This is a genomic window from Rhizobium herbae, from assembly GCF_019511375.1.
In the GTDB taxonomy this organism is placed as follows: Bacteria; Pseudomonadota; Alphaproteobacteria; order Rhizobiales; family Rhizobiaceae; genus Pararhizobium; species Pararhizobium herbae_A.
This window is the reverse complement of record NZ_JAEUAO010000004.1, coordinates 279,476-298,009: the sequence shown is the minus strand read 5'-3', so window position 1 is coordinate 298,009 and position 18,534 is coordinate 279,476. Positions and strand designations below refer to the sequence as shown.

The window sequence follows — 18,534 nt, the reverse complement described above, 5'->3', positions numbered from 1 at the left end:
GGCGGAAGCGGCTTTCCGCCGCTTTGCCGATTGGTAGGTCCCGGGAGGAGATTTGAATGGCATTGTCTTTATGGAAGCGGCGCACGGCACTCGCGCTCGCCCTGATGGCGACATCGGCGCTAGCGCTCGGCGGTGAAGCAAGGGCACAGGAGTTTCCCGATCGTCCGGTAACGCTGGTCGTGCCCTTCGCAGCCGGCGGCTCGACCGACGTGGTTGCGCGCATCATCGGCCAGAAGATGTCCGATGATCTCGGCCAGCAGGTGGTGGTGGAGAACGTTGCCGGCGCCGGCGGCAATCTCGGTGCCGACCGGGTGGCGCGGGCCGAGCCCGACGGCTACACGATCCTGATGGGAACGGTTGCGACCCACGCGCTCAATCCGTTGATCCTGAAGACAAAGCCCTACGATCCGGAAAAGGATTTTGCGCCGGTCTCGCTGCTGGTGCTTGTGCCGAACGTGCTCGTCGTCAACCCGCAACTGCCGGTAAAGAACGTCGAGGAACTTCTGGCGCTTCTGAAGGCATCGCCCGACCAATATGCCTACGCATCGTCCGGCAACGGCACGCCGCTGCATCTCTCCGGCGAACTGTTCAAGAAGATGGCCGGCGTCAGCATGCAGCATGTTCCCTACAAGGGTTCAGGTCCGGCGCTGAACGATGTCATCGGCAACCAGGTGCCGATCATGTTCGACAACCTGCCCTCGTCCTCGGGACACATCAAATCCGGCACGCTCAAGGCGCTCGCGGTGACGACGAAGGAACGTGCCGCCTCCTTCCCGGATGTGCCGACCATCGCCGAAACCATTCCCGGCTACGAGACCTATACCTGGAATGCCCTGTTTGCCCCGGCAGGTACGCCGAAAGACGTGATTGATCGGCTCAACGCTTCCGCCAAGAAGGCGCTTGGCGATCCGGACGTGGCCGAAAAGATGAAGGGCTTCAGCGCCACCATCGTCGCCTCGACGCCGGACGAATTGGGCGCGCACGTGAAGGCCGAACTTGCGAAATGGGGCCCGATCGTCAAGGAAGCCAACGTTCAGATGGACTGAGGCATCCGCGGCCCTCCGGCCATCCGGAGAGCCTTTTTCACAGTGCACGACAGTGCCAGCGACACCCCCCTCTGTCACTTCGTGACATCTCCCCCTCAAGGGGGGAGATCGGCAGCAAGAGGCTAGCCCCACGCCAATCTCCCCCCTTGAGGGGGAGATGCCCGGCAGGGCAGAGGGGGGTGAGAGGCCACTGTCGTGGGCTGTGAGCCTTTTACCTTTCAGTCGTCATCCGCCAATGCTGCGCCCCACGATCCTTCCCGAGAAGATGCAGCCACCCAGGAACGTGCCCTCCAGGGCGTTGTAGCCGTGCATGCCGCCGCCGCCGAAACCCGCAATCTCTCCCGCTGCATAGAGCCCTGCGACCGGCTCGCCCGAAAGCTCCAGCACGCGACCGTTGAGATCGGTCTGCAGCCCACCTAGCGTCTTTCGCGTCAGGATGTTGAGACGCACCGCAATCAGCGGCCCGGCCTTGGGATCGAGCAGGCGATGCGGCTTGGCGGTCCGCATCAGCCTGTCGCCCAGGTAATTGCGGGCGCCGCGGATGGCGGTGACTTGCGCGTCCTTCGAAAAGGCATTGTCGATCTCCCGATCGCGCGCCTCGATCTGGCGGCGCAGATGTTCGAGCGAAAGGCGCCCCTCGCCGGTGAGGGCATTCATGGCCTCGACCAGATCTTCCAGCCGGTCGCGGATGACGAAATCCTCACCCTTGTCCATGAAGGCCTGCACGGGTCCCGGCGGATTTTTGCCCAGGCGCTTCAGAAGCAGCGGAATGTCCTTGCCGGTGAGGTCGGGGTTCTGCTCGGACCCCGAAAGCGCGAACTCCCGTTTGATGATCGCCTTGGTCAGGATGAACCAGCTGTAGTCGGCACCGCTCCTGCGGATCGCCTTCAGGGTGCCGAGCGTGTCGAAACCCGGCATAGCAGGCGCGGCAAAACGGTTGCCGTCGGCGTCGCACCAGAAGGAAGAGGGGCCGGGCAGGATGCGGATGCCATGGTTCGGCCAGATCGGATCGAAGTTGCGCAGGCCTTCGGTGTAATGCCACATGCGATCCTTGTTGATGACGGAGCCGCGCGCCTGCTCGGCAATCGCGACCATGCGCCCGTCAACATAGTCCGGGACGCCGCTGACCATGACGTTCGGCGGCGGGCCAAGCCGGTCGACCGGCCACTGCTTGCGCACCAGATCGTGATTTCCGCCGATGCCACCGGACGAGACGACGACGGCGCCAGCCTCGAACCAGAACTCGTCGACAACCTCGCGCGAACTGCGCTGACCACGCTTGACGCCGTCGCTCTTCAATACCGATCCTCTTGCGCCCGTCACGGCACCATTGGTCATGATCAGTTCGTCGACCCGATGGCGAAAGCGGAAGCGGATGCGCCCCCTGCTCTCGGCTGCACGCGCCCTGGCGATGAATGGCGCCAGCACGCCAGGGCCCGTGCCCCATGTCACGTGAAAGCGTGGCACCGAATTCCCATGGCCATGTGCAAGACCGCCTCCGCGCTCCGCCCAGCCGACGACCGGAAACCAGCGCATGCCCTGGCCGTGCAGCCAGGCGCGCTTTTCGCCAGCGGCAAAATCGAGATAGGCCTCCGCCCAGCGCCTTGGCCAATAGTCCTCCGGCCGGTCGAATTGCGCCGAACCCATCCAGTCCTGCCGCGCCAGCTCGAGCGTGTCGCGGATCCGCATGCGCCGCTGTTCCGGATTATCGACGAACAGCAATCCGCCAAGCGACCAGAAGGCCTGGCCGCCCAAATTCTGCTCGCCTTCCTGATCAAGCACGATGACCCTGAGACCCCGGTCGGCAGCCTCGACCGCCGTAACGAGGCCGGCAAGCCCCGCCCCGATCACAAGAACATCACAATCCATGCCGTCCTCCAGCAACTCCACCCTGCCGCGACATTACGCACACGTAAACGTCAGGGCAACGAAGAAACGCAACTGGAAAACACTGCTTGTGATGATTGCCGATCGCCGGAAAGCCGGGCAGGCTCCAGCTATTTCTCGGTCAGCTTCAGTTCGATGCGGCGGTTCTGCGAGCGCGCCTCCGGACTATTTCCTTCGGCAATCGGCTGGAATTCTCCGAAGCCCGCAGCAGCGAGGCGATCGGCCGGAACACCACGCGAGATCAGGAACTTGACGACGGACGTCGCACGCGCCGAGGAAAGTTCCCAGTTGTCGATGTAGCGCCCTGCCCCCGAAAGCGGAACATTGTCCGTATGCCCGTCGACCCGCAGCACCCAGTTGATCTCGGAGGGAATTTCCTTGGCAAGGTCGAGCACCGCCGTAGCGAGCTTGGCCATTTCCTCCTGCCCTTCCGGGTTCAGTTCATTGCCGCCGGACGGAAACAGAACTTCCGACTGGAAGACGAAGCGGTCGCCGACAATACGAATATTTTCACGATCGGAGAGGATTTCGCGCAGCCGCCCGAAGAAGTCGGAACGGTAGCGGTTGAGTTCCTGCACACGCTGCGCCAGTGCCACGTTCAGCCGCCGGCCAAGATCGGCGATTTTCGTCTGCGACGCCTCGTCCTTGGCTTCGGACGCCTGGAGCGCACCCTCGATGGCAGCGATCTGGCTGCGCAGCGCAGCGATCTGCTGGTTCAACAGATCGATCTGGCTCATCGCCCGGGCGCTGACCTGTCTTTCTGCGTCGAGCTTGCCCGTGAGGTCGCCGATCTGCTGGTTGGCGGCATCGGAGCTGCCGGCGCCCTGGTCGAGCAGTGCCTGCAGCCGCGAGCGCTCGCCTTCCGATGAAGCGAGCGATGCCTGCAGATTGGCAAGCGAATCCTCGAGATCCTGCTTGCCGCCCTTTTCCAGCGCCAGAAGCTGGGTCAACTCGTTGATCTGGCTGTTCAACCGGTTGAGCACATCCTCCTTGCCGCTGATTTCGCGGCTGAGCAGAAATTGTGCCAGGACGAAAACGGAAAGCAGGAACATGATGGACAGGAGCAGCGTCGAAAGCGCATCGACGAAACCCGGCCAGTAATCGACGGTTCTCTGTGTCCGGCCCTTGCGCGCAAGCGACATCGGTTACTCTCCCCCGGCGTCTTCGACGCGGGCGAGCTTGTGGGGTCTTTCCGACTGCGCGGGTATCTTGTCCGCATGTCCGATCCGCGCCGACAGCTTGTCCAGCGTCTTGCGCATCGACTTTGCTTCGTCCTGCTGGGCTTCGATCCAGTCACGCAGCATCTGCTGCTCGCCGCGCATGTTCTTCACCAGCCCTTGGATGCCCTCGGCAAGGCTCGCCATGGCGGCGGTGGTACGCTGGTTCATGCCGCCATCGTGGTTGAGGCGGGCGAGCTGTTCGGTCAGCTGCCGAAGCTCGTCGCCGGGTGCCACGGCCGACGCGCCGGGGGCAATCGTCAGATCCGAACTGACGTCGGTCACGGATGACAGCCAGTTTTCGAGTTCGGTATAGAAACGGTTCTGAGCACGTCCGGCCTGCAGGTCGAGAAAGCCGAGGATCAGCGAACCGGAGAGACCGAAGAGCGACGTGGAAAACGCCGTCCCCATACCGGACAGCGGAGCGGACAGGCCATTCTTCAGAGCAGCCAGAACATCCTGCGTGCTTCCCGTCCCGGCATCGAGCGATTGAATGACCGTATTGATCGACCCGATCGTGCCGAGCAGACCCCAGAAGGTGCCGAGCAGGCCGAGGAAGACCAAGAGACCGGTCAGATACCTCGAGGTGTCGCGCGATTCGTCGAGGCGTGTAGCGATCGAATCGAGAATGGACCGCAGCGCCGTCGTCGAGATCGCCATAGAATGGCGCTGGCCGATGAGGGCGCGCATCGGCGCCAGGAGCACCGGGTCGCGGCCGACCTTCTCTGCACTTCCGGCGGCACGGAAGGAATTGAACCAGCGAACCTCCGGCCGCAGCCTGAGCACATGGTTGAAAACCAGCAGGATGCCGATCAGCAGAACGCCGAGGATCAGGCCGTTCAGTCCGGGATTGCTGGCAAAGGCGGCGTGCGCCTGTCGAAACAGGATGGCCGCGACGAACCCGACGATGATGAGGAAGATCACCATCGTCCAGAAGAAAACCATCGGGCTCGTCAGCTTGTTGGGATTATACCCCTCGTTCAAAGCTCCGCCGGCATCCCATCCCGACAGTTCCAATTTCGCCATGGGGTTATTCTCCGGTTTTCATGTGCTGCAGCCTGCCCGCACACGCGGACGCAGCTATGCTTGCGCCGGAGACTAGAGGAAGTTTGTGCCAAATTGAAGGGGAAACAACGGGCAACATCAACAGGATGAAACAGCCGCCGTCCAGGCCGTTCCGGCTTATTTTCCCGGCACGGGGCGATGCAGCACCTCGTGCAGCGCCTTGCGGATGTATTCGTTGCCGGCAACGATCGAGCCGTCGTCCATCGGCTTGTTGCCGCCGTCGATATCGGCGACCCAACCGCCAGCTTCGCGAATCAGCAGAATTCCCGCGGCAAGATCCCAGGGAAACAGACCGCGCTCCCAGAAGCCGTCAAACCGGCCGGCAGCGACGTAGGCCAGATCGAGGGATGCAGCGCCCATGCGGCGTACACCGGCGACTTCACCCATCACATGGCGCAACTCGACGAGGTAGGTGCCGTGGTTGGCAACGCCCAGATGCGGTGTGCCGGTGCCGATGACGGCATCCGACAGGCTCTTGCGGGCAGCGACGCGCAGCCGGCGGTCGTTGAGGAAGGCGCCGCCGCCGCGCTCGGCGGTGAACAGCTCGTCTGTCGCCGGGTTCATGACGACAGCGGCGACGATCTCGCCCTGGCGCTCGAGCGCGATCGAGATCGCAAAATGCGGAATGCCGTGCAGAAAGTTCGTCGTGCCATCGAGTGGGTCGACGATCCAGCGGTGGGCGCCGTCCGTGCCGATGATCTCTTCGCTTTCCTCGCCGAGGAACCCATAGGTCGGGCGGGCCTTCAGAAGCTCTTCCCGGATCAGCTTTTCCGCCTTGCGATCGGCCTGCGAGACATAGTCGCCCGGCCCCTTCAGCGAGACCTGCAGGTTCTGGACTTCGCCAAAATCACGCGCCAGCGACTTGCCCGCCTTGAAAGCGGCCTGAACCATGACATTGAGAAGAGCTGAGCGTGCCATTTTGGCTTTCCTTCGAAACAGAAAACCGGCCGCAGCAACGACCGGAGAATTTTAAACGTGCCGCTGCGGATCAGTCCGCGCGGCGAAGATAGGCGATTTCATTGGTGTCGACCAGAATGCGCTCACCAGCCTCGACGAACGGCGGAACCATGACGCGCACGCCATTTTCCAGGATCGCCGGCTTGTAGGACGACGCGGCCGTCTGCCCCTTCACCACCGGATCGGCCTCCGCGATCGCCAGAACCACCTGGTCGGGCAGCGAGATACCGATCGGCTTTTCGTCGTAAAGTCTTACCGAAACCATCATGCCGTCCTGCAGGAAGGTGGCGCGGTCGCCGACAAAGTCCTTCTGCAGTTCCAGCTGTTCATAGCTCTCGACGTCCATGAATACCAGAGCGTCGCCCTCTTCATAGAGGAACTGGAAGTCCTTGAGATCGAGTGTCACCAGTTCGACGGTTTCGGACGAGCGGAAGCGCTCGTTGAGTTTGGTACCGTCGATCAGGTTCTTGAGTTCCACCTGGTTGAAGGCGCCGCCCTTGCCCGGCTTGACCGTGACGCTCTTGACCGCAGCCCAGAGGCCGCCATTGTGCTCGATGACGCTGCCGGGGCGAATTTCGCTGCCGCTGATTTTCATGGGAAGCAAGTCCTAAAGAAGTCCGGGCCGCGCCCGCCGGCCAGCCAATCCGGCGCTTCAAGACCACAAAACCCCCGAAAGTTCAAGTCTTGCGCTTTGACCGGACGATTTTTGCTCGAACCGACCCGAAATCTCAGTCCGCTCAAAATTGAAGAAGCGGAGCATGATGCCGCCCCAAAAGCTGCTTTAGCTTTTCGGGATCATGCCCTGGAAACTCGCTCAGGACGACCGGTGTTTGTTGGCAGCGCTCAACGCCGCCTTCTGCTGCGCTTCGGTCAGCCCGAGATAGAAATCCTCCAGCGCAGGGTCCTTCAATCCCGCCCGGCGCGACAGCACGTACCATTTGGCAGCCTCGACCGGATCAGGCCGCGTGCCGATCGCATTGACATAGAGATGCGACAGCTTGTTCTGTGCCACGACATTGCCGCCCTCGGCCGCCCGCCTCATCCATTTGAAGCCTTCTTCGAGATTGCGATCGCCGCCGATGCCGTCGACCAGCCAGATCGCAAGGTCGAGCTGGGCGGTATCGAAGCCGGCACGCGCTGCGCGCAACAGCCAGTCGCGCGCCTTTGCCCGCTTGTTGTCGTCGATGCCGTCGACGTTCAAATAAATCTGCGACAGCGCATATTGCGCATCGGCGATGCCCTGCTCGGCCGACTTCTCATAATAGGGCAGCGCCGCCTTCAGCCCCCTTTCGCCCGGCATGTCGGCGACAAGCAACTGGCCATAATTGAACTGGGCGGAAGAATTGCCAAGGTCGGCAGCCTTCTTCATCAGCTCTTCAGACCTTTTCTTGTCGCGCGGAACATCGCGCCCTTCCATCAGCAGAAGAGCGTATTTGAACATGGCGCCGGGATCGCCCGCATTGGCCGCCTGGCCATACCAGAAAGCTGCGTCCTTGGTATTGCGCGCCACGCCGAGCCCTTGCGCGAAGATTTCCGCGACCAGCGTCTGCGCCGCCGCATCGCCGAGTTGCGCCCGCGGCAAGGCCAGTTCCAACGCGGTCAGATAGTAGCCGCGCTGAAACGCGCCGTAGGCATCGTCGGCCTTGCCGGCGAACGCCTTTTCCTGAGGCAGAGCCGGCAATTCCGCGCCCATCCGATCAAGCACGTTGACGCCGCCCGATGGCGTGCGTTTTTTTTCATCGGCCTTGCCAGCATCTTCCGGAGGCTGCAGCTTCGGTATTTCGTCTTGCGGCAGCGCGGCGCCGTTGAACGGCGTGATCCGTCCGCGTTTGCCAACGGTGCCCTCGTCGATCTCGCCTTGCACCTGGGGCGTGTTCCCCTCCTGCGCCGGCGTGGCCGTGGTCACGCCGGGCAACGCGTCTTCCGCGCGCAAGCAGGCGGGCGCGCCAAGCAACGTGGCGCACATCAGGAAAAGCGAAAGGCGGCGCCGCGGTGGCAAAGCAGTGATCAACATGGAAATGTCTTAATCTTCAAACCGTGGCGCTTTTTCGTCAAGGAGCGCGTTGACCTGCCCAACAATGACGGCCGCCTGTTCCGGCTCAGAAAACACGGCAAGACGCAGCGCGACGAATTCCGCGCCACTCTCGGCAACGGTGAGCGCCGACTGAGGATCCGTGCCGCCCATGACGATGCAGGGGATTTCGATCATCGAGGCCCACCATTCGGCAAGTGCGACGTTCTTCGGATGCGCCTCCGGCTTGATGTCGCCGTCGAGCTTGCCGAAGAAGACATAATCCGGGCGGATCTCGCCCATCTCCAGCGCATGGTGCCGGTCGGTGGCATTGCCGCCGCCAACGATGAGTTTCGGCGAGAATTTTTCAACCGCCTCGGCGAGCTCCGCCGCATTGCCGGTAACATGCAGGCCATCGGCCTTGGCGCGGCCGGCAACCCGCGTATCGCCGGCCAGCAGCGCCGCCGCACCCGCCTTCTGGATCAGTGGCACGAGCGCCTCCGCGTGTTTCTGGAAAGCGTGATCGTTAAGGTCGTACTGCGGCAGGATGACCGAGGCAACATCGCCGCCTCGCAACGCATCGCCGAGGACTTGCCCGCGGCTTTCGACATCGGCGATGTCAGGCGCAATGAGGACGAGGCGGCAGCGGTTGTCTGTATTGCTCATGGTGTCTTTGTTCCCGGTGAAATGCGCGTTACGCGCCATCCCCTACTCGATTTCGATCCGCAAAAGCGATAGACCCTGCAGGCAAAAGGATCAACCGATACCCATGCTTCCCGATTTTCAGTTCTATGCCATCGCCGTTCCCGCGGTTCTGCTTGTCGGCTTCAGCAAGGGGGGAATGGGCGAAGCGCTGTCCCTGATGGGCGTGCCCCTCCTGTCGCTCGCCGTTTCTCCGGTCCAGGCGGCAGCGCTGCTGTTGCCGATCCTGATCGCCATGGACCTCGTCTCGCTGTGGATGTGGCGCCAGCATGGCGATACCAAGACGCTGACGATGCTGCTGCCCGGCGCCCTTGTCGGCATCGCCATCGGCTGGGCGACCTCGGCCTATGTGCCGCGTGATGCGCTGCGACTGATCATCGGCGTCATCACCATCCTGTTCGTGCTGCGTTATGTCTACAACGTGTGGCGCGCCCGGCGCGGCATAGTCATTCCGGCAAAGCCGCACCGGCCGCTACAGGCGAGCTTTCTCGGTTCCTTTGCCGGTTATGGCAGCTTCGTCGCCCATGCCGGCGGTCCGCCCTTCCAGATCTACGCCCTGCCGCTGAAGCTGCAACCGCGCGAATATACCGGTACCATGGTGCGCTTTTTCGCCATCCTCAATGCCGTCAAGCTCATTCCCTATTTTGCCCTCGGACAACTCGATCTCAGCAACCTGGCGACGTCGATGACGCTTTTTCCGCTGGCTATGCTGGCAACGATGACCGGCGCCTGGGTCGTGCGGCGCATGCAGCCGCAAGTCTTCTATCCGTTCATGTATACGATGGCGTTCCTCGCGGGCCTGAAGCTTGCCTACGACGGCCTGACCGTGCTTGTCATGGGTTCGTAAGGCGCGCACTTGCTTGGCGGCGGCTTACGGTTACACGCGCCGCTTGCATACCGCAAAGCAAAATTATTATGCCGCATTGCACAATTTGCTTGCCGAGCGCTGTGAATTCTCCTAGCGTTTGCGCATGTCAAACACTGATCCCTTTGATGCAATCTCGGATCCGAACCGGCGCTATCTGCTGGAGGAACTGCGGCGCGCGCCGCGGACAGTGAATGAACTTGCTGAAGGATTGCCGATCAGCCGCCCGGCCGTATCGCAGCATCTGAAGGCCCTGCTGGACTCAAACCTCGTCTCCGTTTCCGCCAGCGGCACGAAGCGGATTTATGCGATCAACAAGCCCGGCTTCGACCGGGTCAATCTGTGGCTGGATCAGTTCTGGTCGTAATCGTTGTGACCTCGAAAGGTCAGACATCGGGAAACTCGGTACCACGGTACTCTGGCGAACGTCATGTCCGCGCGGAACGCGTTCCGTCTCTCAACAACGCTGCAACCGGATTTGCGAAATTCATTTCGTCTTTCGGATGGGTTTCTCGCGCTGGAACAAAAGTTTCCCGATGAATGAGATTGCTTACCTAATCAGTGAGAGGAAGACCGAATCTTTTCGATTTCGTCCTTCAAGCGCAGCTTCCGACGCTTGATGTCGGCAATGTGCTGGTCCTGCACCGAGGGCTGCAGGAGAGCAGTGTGGAGCTCCTGCTCCAGAACACCATGTTTTTTCTCAAGCGTTGCAAGATGAGCCTCAATGGTCATGTGGCAGTCCCTTCCTTTTGCTTGCACCCGGCGGGGGAATGCCGGATGTTCGACGTTAACCGAGTTAATGTGCCATGCTATTTTTCATTTGTCGAAGGCGAAATCGTGGCGAAGGATAACTTCCCGTTACCAACAATTCTGTGCTAGAGCGACGCTCGATTTGATGCGGATAGCAGACGATGCTGCCGGCGCCGACGGGGAAGATTGCATGCCAGATCAGGACCAGGCCGAACTCAGACTGAGCGTAGCGCGGCTGCGGCAGGAACACGAGGATTACGATGTCGCGATCAACGCTATGATCCAGACAGGCTGCGATGCGCTGCGCATCCAGCGGATGAAAAAGAAGAAGCTGATCATCAAGGACAAGATCACCAAGATCGAGGACCAGATCATTCCCGACATCATCGCCTGAACCGGCTCGGGATTTCGGCCTCACAACATCGGAACGAAGAACGTGACGAAAGCATCCCCCCCTCCCGTCGCCATCATCATGGGAAGCCAGTCCGACTGGGAGACGATGAAGAACGCCGCCGATACGCTTGATGCGCTCGACATCGCCTATGATGCCCGCATCGTCTCGGCGCATCGCACGGTCGACCGGTTGATCAATTTTGCCAGGGGCGCGCGCGACGAAGGCTTCAAGGTGATCATCGCTGGCGCCGGCGGTGCCGCCCACCTGCCCGGAATGACAGCTGCCATGACGGCACTGCCGGTCTTCGGCGTCCCCGTTCAGTCCAAGGCGCTCTCCGGTCAGGACAGCCTTCTTTCGATCGTCCAGATGCCGGCCGGCATCCCGGTCGGTACGCTGGCGATCGGCCGCGCCGGCGCCGTCAACGCGGCCCTCCTTGCTGCGGCCGTCCTGGCGCTCAGCGATCCCGACCTTGCTGACCGCCTTGACGACTGGCGCGAACAGCAGAGCGCCGCGGTTGCCGAATATCCCGTGGATCAGGCATGAAAACGATCGGCATTATTGGTGGCGGCCAGCTCGGCCGCATGCTTGCCATGGCAGCCGCCCGGCTCAATTTCCGCACCGTCATCCTCGAGCCGCAGGCCGACTGTCCGGCCGCACAGGTCGCCAGCAGCCAGATCGTCGCCAGTTACGACGATGAAGCGGCGCTGGCCAAGCTCGCGAAAGTCTGCGACGTCGTCACCTATGAGTTCGAGAACGTTCCGGTCGCTGCAGCCGACCTGCTTGCGCGTTCGCTCCCCGTCTACCCTCCGCCCAAGGCGCTGCAAGTGGCGCAGGACAGGGTGACGGAAAAACAGTTTCTCAATGGCTGCGGCCTTGCGACCGCGCGCTTTCATCCCGTCGACAGCCAGGATGACCTCGAACGGGCACTCGCCGATTTCTCCGGCGTCGGCGTTTTGAAGACCCGGCGCCTCGGTTATGACGGCAAGGGCCAGCGCGTCTTTCGCGGCGCAAGCGACAGCGCCACAGGCGCCTACGTGGCGCTCGGCAACGTGCCGCTCATCCTCGAAAGCTTCGTCGCATTCGAGCGGGAGATATCCGTTATTGCTGCGCGCAGCATCGATGGAAAGATCGCCTGTTTCGATCCGGCAGAGAACGTGCACCGCAACGGTATTCTTCATACATCCACCGTTCCCGCCTCCATCGCGGACGCAACCACGGCGGCAGCGCGTGCCGCTGCCGGAGCGATTCTCGAAGCGCTCGGCTACGTCGGTGTGGTCGGTGTGGAATTCTTCGTGCTCGCCGATGGCACGCCGATCGTCAACGAAATCGCCCCCCGCGTCCACAATTCCGGCCACTGGACCGAGGCTGCCTGCGTCGTCTCGCAGTTCGAGCAGCACATCCGCGCTGTCACAGGATTGACGCTGTCCGATGGCGCCCGGCATTCCGACTGCGTGATGCAGAACCTGATCGGCGACGACATCAATGACGTCCCGCAGTGGCTCGCCCAGCCGAACGCGCTGGTCCATCTCTATGGCAAGTCCGAAGCCCGGCCGGGCCGCAAGATGGGCCACGTCACCTGGCTGATTTAAGGGTTTAACCCACAGAAAAGCCGAAAGCCGGCGTTAAAACCGGCTCTCTGTGGTTGACACTTTTGCGATGCCGGGTTATTTGCCTGCCACCCTAAGAGCGCGCTCGGCCCGAACGGTCTGCAAGCGCGCTTTTGATTGTTAAAGAGCGGCGAATTCGGATTCGCCAAAACTGCGGATCAGAAAAATGAAGATCAAAAATTCGCTCAAGTCGCTGAAGGCCCGCCATCGCGAAAACCGTCTGGTGCGCCGCAAGGGCCGCATCTACATCATCAACAAGCTGAACCCGCGCTTCAAGGCCCGTCAGGGCTGATCCATTCTGCGGACCGGAGATCGTGGTTTCGGTCGGTCGGCGAATGGAATGAAAGCGCTTGGGCTCCCTCATTGGGGCTCATGCGGTTCATCGAATTGATGTCTCAAATTTGATTTGATCTTCGGCCATGGCGGACTACCTTATCTGTCATGGCTAAACTCATGTCTGCTTTTTCGATTCTCGTGATTGCGCTTTTCGCGTCGATCACTGGCGCACCCGGTCTTCTTGCAGCAGACACCTCACAGGCTTCGGCGACATCGGAACTGGCGACGCCGAAGCAGCGGCTCGACACGCTCTTTTCCGAACTGAAACGGGAACGCGACCCCGAAAAGGCACGCGAAATTTCCGATCGCATCCGCGGCGAATGGCGGGATTCCGGCAGCGCCTCCATCAATCTCTTGATGCAATGGGCAGCAAAAGCGCTCGAAGCGGATCGCAAGGCGAGCGCGCTCGATATCTTCGATCAGGTCATCTATCTTGCGCCGCAATATGTCGAGGGCTGGAACCAGCGCGCGACACTGCACTACAGGATGGGCAACTATCGCAAGTCGATGTCGGACATCAACCAGGTGCTGGCGATCGAGCCGCGGCATTTCGGGGCGCTCGCCGGCATGGCGGCGATCCTTACCGCTGCTGGCAAGGATGAACTGGCGCTGCGGGCCTGGGAACAGTTTCTCGACATCTACCCTGCCGATCGCCAGGCACAGGAACAACTCGGTGACCTTGAAGAAAAGCTCGCCGGCAATCGCACGTAGTTCTGCGCGCCTTCCATTTTTAATGAGTGGCCGATCCAATCAGCAGGCCGAACCGGCATTTCACCATCAGGCGAAACCGAGGGTCACTCTTTCTCGTATCAGACGATGGTGAACCATCTGATCGGTTGCGCATGCGCGCAAACCGCGCGAGATTGATTGATGTCTTCAGCCTTCAGGAAAGCCATGCTGTTCGTCGCATCCGTGTTTCTCGCCCTGCTCGTCACGGGGTTCGGCTTCAGCGCCTATCAGGCAACCGCTTTCGAGAAGAGCAATCCGAACAGGGGCGAACGCTTGGACGTTGGCGGCTATCGGATGAACAGCGTCTACGTGCCGCGCCCGAACACCGCCGACCTGCCGACCCTTGTCTTCATTCACGGCGCAAGCGCCAATCTGCGTGATCAGATGACCGCCTTCAGAAGCAGGCTCGAAGGGCGAGCCGATATGCTGTTTCTCGACCGTCCGGGATTCGGCTTCTCCGACCGCGGCGGTGCGCAAAACGCCTATCCCGACGGCCAGGCCGATGCGATCGCGGCCTTGATGAAGAAGCGCGGCATCAGCAAGGCGATCATCGTCAGCCATTCCTTCGGCGGGGCGGTCGCCGCCAGTTTCGCGCTGAACCACAAGGACATGGTCGCGGGCCTTCTCTTCCTCTCGCCCGCCACACATCCCTGGCCGGGTGGCATCGAATGGTACTACGACGCTGCCAAGGCCCCGGTATTCGGCTGGCTGTTTTCCTCCCTCGTCGCGCCACCCGTCGGCATGGCCTTGATCGACAGTGCGACGAAAACCGTCTTCGAACCCAACGCGCGCCCGGACGACTACGTCGAGCAGACGGCGGCCTATCTGGCCCTCAGGCCGCGCGCCTTCCGCAACAACGCCATCGATGTCGCCAATCTGCTGGACTATGTGAAACGGACGTCGCCGCGCTACAGGGAGATCGAGGCGCCGGCCGTCATCATCACCGGCGATACCGACCGTATCGTTTATCCCGAAATCCATTCTCGCCAGTTGCACGAAGACATCAGGGGTTCCATGCTCCTGCGCATCCACAATCTCGGCCACAAACCGGATTATGCCGCAACCGACGTGGTAATCGCGGCGCTCGAGACGCTGGCGGGAAAGACGCCCGACCTCGAAGGCGTGGTACGCCGGGCCGAGGCCCGCATCGCCGGCGACATGCGCCAATGAACCGCCGCGCCTCGATCGAGGGCGCGGCGTTCGACAGGCTCACAAAGCTGGTATTCAGACGCCGCTGAGGCCGTCCGAACCGATATAGGCGATGCGCAGCATATTGGTGGCGCCGGGTGTTCCAAGGGGTACCCCGGCCGAAATGATCACGCGGTCGCCCGGCTTGCCGAAGCCTTCCGCCGCGACGATGCGGCAGGCGCGGTTGACCATGTCGTCGAGATCGGTCGCGTCACTGGTAACGACGCTGTGCAGCCCCCAGACGACCGAAAGGCGGCGGGCAGTCTGGATGACCGGCGAAAGCGCGAGAACGGGAACCTGCGGACGCTCACGCGCGGCTCTCAGGCCGGTCGTTCCGGACGAGGTGTAGCAGACGATGGCGGAGAGCTGCAGCGTCTCGGCAATCTGGTGGGCGGCCAGCGAAATCGCGTCAGCGCCCGTCGCTTCAGGCGGCGTGCGCTGGGCATAGATGATGCCGGGATAATGCGGATCGCGTTCGACCTTGCTGGCGATCGACGCCATGGTCGTGACGGCTTCGACCGGATATTCCCCGGAAGCCGATTCCGCCGACAGCATGACCGCGTCGGCACCTTCAAAGACGGCGGTCGCAACGTCCGACACCTCGGCGCGGGTCGGGACCGGTGCGGAAATCATCGATTCCAGCATCTGGGTGGCGACGACGACAGGCTTGCCGGCGCGGCGACAGGCGCGGATCAACTGCTTCTGAAGACCCGGAACCGCTTCAAGCGGCATCTCCACGCCGAGGTCGCCGCGAGCAACCATCAGGGCGTCGGAGAGCTCGATGATCTCGTCGATCCGCTCGATTGCCTGCGGCTTCTCGATCTTCGACATCAGGCCGACGCGGCCTCGCGAGACCTTGCGGACCTCCGACAGATCTTCCGGCCGCTGGATGAACGACAGGGCAACCCAGTCGACCTCGTCGGTCTCTAGCACCGCATCCAGATCGGCCCTGTCCTTCTCGGTCAGCGCGCCGACGCCGAGCAGCGTGTCTGGCAGGCTGACGCCCTTGCGGTCGGAAATCTTGGTGCCGGCGACGACGGTGCAGACGATGCTCTTGCCATCGGTCCTGTCCGCCCGCAAATGCAGCCTGCCGTCGTCGATCAGCAGCCGGTGGCCAGGCTGGACGGCTTCGAGGATTTCCGGATGCGGCAGGAAGACACGCGTGTTGTCGCCCGGCTCTTCCTTGTTGTCGAGCGTAAAAGTCTGGCCCGGAACCAGATCGACCTTGCCGGCCGCGAACTTGCCGACGCGCAGCTTCGGCCCCTGAAGGTCGGCGAGAATGCCGATCGGCCGGCCGCTGCGCTGCTCGACATTGCGGATACGCTGGATCAGCGTGCGCATCATCTCATGGCTGGCGTGGCTCATGTTGATCCGGAAAAGATCAGCCCCCGCCTCGTGCAGCTTCTGGATCATCTCTTCTTCGCTGGACGCTGGTCCAAGCGTGGCGAGGATTTTGACTTTTCTGTTCCGCTTCATCAGTTGTGGCTTTCCTGGGTCCCTGGAGTATCGGACAACTGAACCATCCAGCTCCCCTGACGCCCCGTGTCGTATTCCTTGAACCCCATCCGCTGGAAACCGCGGGCGAAGCAATCCTGCACGCCAGTGATCTTGAACTCGTTTTCAGCGACGCACATGTTGATGCCGCCCGTCCAGCGGCCGCCGCGGGCCGCATCCTCAGCGTAGAGGTAATAGTACCGTGATTGAAGTTCGCCCTGGATCAGGGTGGCGCAGGTGGTCGCGGGAACCTGCCACCAGCCTTCCGTGATCCAGCCCTCCTTGGCCCGGTAGCCGATGGCCACGCCGACGAGATTCTGGGTGCCGTTGCAGACGCGGAACTCGGCCCGCGCTTCACTCGCCATCAGCACCGGCGAGAACGCCGCCAGAACGAAAAGAATGCCGGCGCTCAAGGACCAGCTCCGGACGTTCAGCCTGGAAAGAGGATATCTGGACACGGTTTCCAATGGGTCTCCATTGTGATTTGTCGTGGCACTTTCTTGCGACGGTGGGCCCGGAAAGTCAACGCGACTCTAATCGATTATATTCGGCTTTTTGTAGACCGAAATGTCACAAATTCTCCTTTGCCTTGCGATAAGCGCCGCAGCATGCCATCAAATTTCGTCAAGCATGAATCGAGTTGATACTGTATGCGGCAAACATCACCGTTCGAGATCATTGAGGGCAACAGTGCAGCCGGGCTGGTACTCTTGGCGGATCATGCCACCAACCTGCTGCCGCCGGAATACGGCAGGCTCGGCCTCCCCGAAAGTGCCTTCGAAAGGCACATCGCCTACGATATCGGTGTCGAAGCCCTTGTCCGGCGGCTCGCGGCCAGGCTCGGCGTTCCCGCTGTCCTCAGCTGCTTTTCGCGGCTGCTGATCGATCCTAACCGGGGCGAGGACGATCCGACGCTGATCATGAAAATATCGGACGGCGCTATCGTTCCCGGCAACCATCCGATTTCGTCAGAAGAATGGGAAAGCCGCCTCAACCGCTTTCACCGGCCCTATCACCGTGCCGTCGCCGAGACCATCGCGGCGGTGGGCGCGGCGAGCGGCAAAGCGCCGCTGGTAATTTCCCTCCATTCCTACACGCCGGCCTGGAAAGGCACGCCCCGTCCCTGGCATGCTGCCGTCCTCTGGGACAGCGATCCGCGCGCGGTCAACCCGCTGATCGAGGCGCTGGAGGGGTCGGGCGATATTCTCGTGGGTAACAATGAGCCCTATGACGGCGCCCTGCGCGGCGACACGATGTTTCGCCATTGCATGGAAGCCGGCCTCGCCCATGCGCTGATCGAGGTAAGGCAGGACCTGATCGGCGACGAACTCGGCGTGGCGCAATGGGATGAGCGGCTTGGACCGATCCTCGCCGCCTTGAACCAACGCCCTGAATTGCACGAAATCCGGCGATATCCTTCCCGCACCGGGCCGTATGCATCCTCCTGCATACTTCCTTAATTCGGAAGCGATTTAAGGATAAAATTATGCAGCGGACTTAAAGTGTTACAGCGTCCCTTGCGCGTCATGGCCGACGCGCGGCGCTGTCGGCTGAAAGAGACGACGATGACCGAATTGACGCCACAGCAGCAAACGGAATTCGAAGCGGCCGCATTCCGCCGCCTCGTCGCCCATCTGCGCGAGCGCAGCGATGTCCAGAACATCGACCTGATGAACCTCGCCGGCTTCTGCCGCAACTGCCTGTCCAACTGGTATCGCGACGCTGCCAACGCCGCCGGCGTGCCGATCGACAAGGACCAGTCGCGCGAGATCGTCTACGGCATGCCCTATGACGAATGGCGGGCGCTTTACCAGAAGGAAGCCTCCAGCGAGCAGCAGGCCGCCTTCGAGGTCAATAAGCCCAGGCACTAGCCAGCCCAGGCGTGTTCCTCCGTGAAAATGCTGCGCCGTTACGCAATGTCACTTGACGTTGGGCGCGCTTCACGGCAGGTCACAGGCCTTCGCAAATTCAGTCCCCCACCAATCCCCCAACAAGGAGAAGACCATGTCGGATGCCCATGGCGTCGCCCGCGATCAGCTTCGCTCTTTCATCGAGCGGATCGAGCGGCTGGAAGAAGAAAAGAAGACAATCGCGGACGACATCAAGGATGTGTATGGCGAAGCAAAGGGAACCGGCTTCGACACCAAGATTCTGAAAAAGGTCATTGCCATCCGCAAGCAGGACAAGGACGAGCGCATGGAGCAGGAAGCCATCCTCGACACCTATCTCGCCGCACTCGGCATGATCGACGCGACGGAAGCCGAATAAGCGCTCCGCACCAACAAA

22 protein-coding genes are annotated in these 18,534 nt (G+C 61.7%); 12 read left to right on the top strand and 10 right to left on the bottom strand.

Annotation, left to right across the window (positions count from 1 at the left end):
* Window positions 1–56 precede the first annotated feature (56 nt).
* Window positions 57–1,046: a Bug family tripartite tricarboxylate transporter substrate binding protein gene (locus JNB71_RS18160; RefSeq protein ID WP_220373210.1), complete on the top strand. Its 990-nt coding sequence runs from the start codon at window positions 57–59 to the stop codon at window positions 1,044–1,046.
* Between the two features lie 225 nt (window positions 1,047–1,271).
* On the opposite strand, the gene JNB71_RS18155 is transcribed toward JNB71_RS18160, so the two are convergent.
* The 7 genes from JNB71_RS18155 to JNB71_RS18125 all read right to left on the bottom strand — a co-directional run bounded on the left by JNB71_RS18155 (window position 1,272) and on the right by JNB71_RS18125 (window position 8,849).
* Window positions 1,272–2,915 carry an FAD-binding dehydrogenase gene (locus JNB71_RS18155; protein WP_220373209.1) on the bottom strand — a complete coding sequence of 548 codons (1,644 nt, stop codon included), beginning with the start codon at window positions 2,913–2,915 and terminating at the stop codon, window positions 1,272–1,274.
* Between the two features lie 128 nt (window positions 2,916–3,043).
* Window positions 3,044–4,075, bottom strand: a complete 1,032-nt coding sequence (locus JNB71_RS18150) for a peptidoglycan -binding protein (protein ID WP_220373208.1) — start codon at window positions 4,073–4,075, stop codon at window positions 3,044–3,046.
* 3 nt (window positions 4,076–4,078) lie between these two features.
* On the bottom strand, window positions 4,079–5,176 hold the full coding sequence (locus JNB71_RS18145) for a MotA/TolQ/ExbB proton channel family protein (RefSeq protein ID WP_220373207.1): 1,098 nt from the start codon (window positions 5,174–5,176) through the stop codon (window positions 4,079–4,081).
* A 156-nt stretch (window positions 5,177–5,332) separates the two neighbouring features.
* The gene (locus JNB71_RS18140; RefSeq protein WP_220373206.1) at window positions 5,333–6,133 is read right to left on the bottom strand and encodes an inositol monophosphatase family protein; all 801 of its coding nucleotides are present in this window, start codon (window positions 6,131–6,133) and stop codon (window positions 5,333–5,335) included.
* Window positions 6,134–6,203: 70 nt separating this feature from the next.
* Entirely contained in the window at window positions 6,204–6,767 is a 564-nt protein-coding gene (efp, locus tag JNB71_RS18135) for an elongation factor P (protein WP_220373205.1), read from the bottom strand.
* A 219-nt stretch (window positions 6,768–6,986) separates the two neighbouring features.
* Complete coding sequence (locus JNB71_RS18130; protein ID WP_220373204.1) at window positions 6,987–8,186, bottom strand: tetratricopeptide repeat protein; 1,200 nt, start codon at window positions 8,184–8,186, stop codon at window positions 6,987–6,989.
* Between the two features lie 9 nt (window positions 8,187–8,195).
* A complete protein-coding gene (locus tag JNB71_RS18125) occupies window positions 8,196–8,849 on the bottom strand; it encodes a thiamine phosphate synthase (protein ID WP_220373203.1) in 654 nt (217 codons plus the stop codon).
* 103 nt (window positions 8,850–8,952) lie between these two features.
* Here JNB71_RS18125 and JNB71_RS18120 point away from each other — a divergent pair, with 103 nt between their 5' ends.
* The gene (locus JNB71_RS18120) at window positions 8,953–9,732 is read left to right on the top strand and encodes a sulfite exporter TauE/SafE family protein (protein WP_220373202.1); all 780 of its coding nucleotides are present in this window, start codon (window positions 8,953–8,955) and stop codon (window positions 9,730–9,732) included.
* 124 nt (window positions 9,733–9,856) lie between these two features.
* Complete coding sequence (locus JNB71_RS18115) at window positions 9,857–10,117, top strand: ArsR/SmtB family transcription factor (RefSeq protein WP_018327893.1); 261 nt, start codon at window positions 9,857–9,859, stop codon at window positions 10,115–10,117.
* Window positions 10,118–10,308: 191 nt separating this feature from the next.
* Here JNB71_RS18115 and JNB71_RS18110 read toward each other — a convergent pair whose 3' ends face one another.
* Window positions 10,309–10,482: a YdcH family protein gene (locus JNB71_RS18110; RefSeq protein WP_018327894.1), complete on the bottom strand. Its 174-nt coding sequence runs from the start codon at window positions 10,480–10,482 to the stop codon at window positions 10,309–10,311.
* Between the two features lie 208 nt (window positions 10,483–10,690).
* Here JNB71_RS18110 and JNB71_RS18105 point away from each other — a divergent pair, with 208 nt between their 5' ends.
* The 6 genes from JNB71_RS18105 to JNB71_RS18080 all read left to right on the top strand — a co-directional run bounded on the left by JNB71_RS18105 (window position 10,691) and on the right by JNB71_RS18080 (window position 14,736).
* Entirely contained in the window at window positions 10,691–10,894 is a 204-nt protein-coding gene (locus tag JNB71_RS18105) for a YdcH family protein (protein WP_018327895.1), read from the top strand.
* A 78-nt stretch (window positions 10,895–10,972) separates the two neighbouring features.
* A complete protein-coding gene (gene purE, locus JNB71_RS18100) occupies window positions 10,973–11,437 on the top strand; it encodes a 5-(carboxyamino)imidazole ribonucleotide mutase (protein WP_018327896.1) in 465 nt (154 codons plus the stop codon).
* Window positions 11,434–12,483, top strand: a complete 1,050-nt coding sequence (locus tag JNB71_RS18095; RefSeq protein ID WP_220373201.1) for a 5-(carboxyamino)imidazole ribonucleotide synthase — start codon at window positions 11,434–11,436, stop codon at window positions 12,481–12,483. The genes purE and JNB71_RS18095 overlap by 4 nt, the downstream gene beginning before the upstream one ends.
* Window positions 12,484–12,667: 184 nt before the next feature.
* A complete protein-coding gene (gene ykgO / locus JNB71_RS18090) occupies window positions 12,668–12,793 on the top strand; it encodes a type B 50S ribosomal protein L36 (RefSeq protein WP_018327898.1) in 126 nt (41 codons plus the stop codon).
* 161 nt (window positions 12,794–12,954) lie between these two features.
* Entirely contained in the window at window positions 12,955–13,548 is a 594-nt protein-coding gene (locus tag JNB71_RS18085; RefSeq protein WP_220373200.1) for a hypothetical protein, read from the top strand.
* 183 nt (window positions 13,549–13,731) lie between these two features.
* Complete coding sequence (locus JNB71_RS18080; RefSeq protein ID WP_220373377.1) at window positions 13,732–14,736, top strand: alpha/beta fold hydrolase; 1,005 nt, start codon at window positions 13,732–13,734, stop codon at window positions 14,734–14,736.
* A 54-nt stretch (window positions 14,737–14,790) separates the two neighbouring features.
* On the opposite strand, the gene pyk is transcribed toward JNB71_RS18080, so the two are convergent.
* Complete coding sequence (pyk, locus tag JNB71_RS18075) at window positions 14,791–16,230, bottom strand: pyruvate kinase (protein WP_220373199.1); 1,440 nt, start codon at window positions 16,228–16,230, stop codon at window positions 14,791–14,793.
* Window positions 16,230–16,613, bottom strand: coding sequence for a DUF1036 domain-containing protein (locus JNB71_RS18070; RefSeq protein WP_223215918.1), 384 nt, complete (start codon window positions 16,611–16,613; stop codon window positions 16,230–16,232). Before JNB71_RS18070 ends, pyk begins: the two co-directional genes overlap by 1 nt.
* Window positions 16,614–16,898: 285 nt before the next feature.
* Here JNB71_RS18070 and JNB71_RS18065 point away from each other — a divergent pair, with 285 nt between their 5' ends.
* The 3 genes from JNB71_RS18065 (at window position 16,899) to JNB71_RS18055 (ending at window position 18,516) form a co-directional block, all read left to right on the top strand.
* Complete coding sequence (locus tag JNB71_RS18065) at window positions 16,899–17,708, top strand: N-formylglutamate amidohydrolase (protein WP_220373198.1); 810 nt, start codon at window positions 16,899–16,901, stop codon at window positions 17,706–17,708.
* Window positions 17,709–17,813: 105 nt separating this feature from the next.
* Window positions 17,814–18,119, top strand: a complete 306-nt coding sequence (locus JNB71_RS18060) for a DUF1244 domain-containing protein (protein WP_220373197.1) — start codon at window positions 17,814–17,816, stop codon at window positions 18,117–18,119.
* A 133-nt stretch (window positions 18,120–18,252) separates the two neighbouring features.
* Entirely contained in the window at window positions 18,253–18,516 is a 264-nt protein-coding gene (locus JNB71_RS18055; RefSeq protein ID WP_220373196.1) for a DUF2312 domain-containing protein, read from the top strand.
* Window positions 18,517–18,534: the final 18 nt, after the last annotated feature.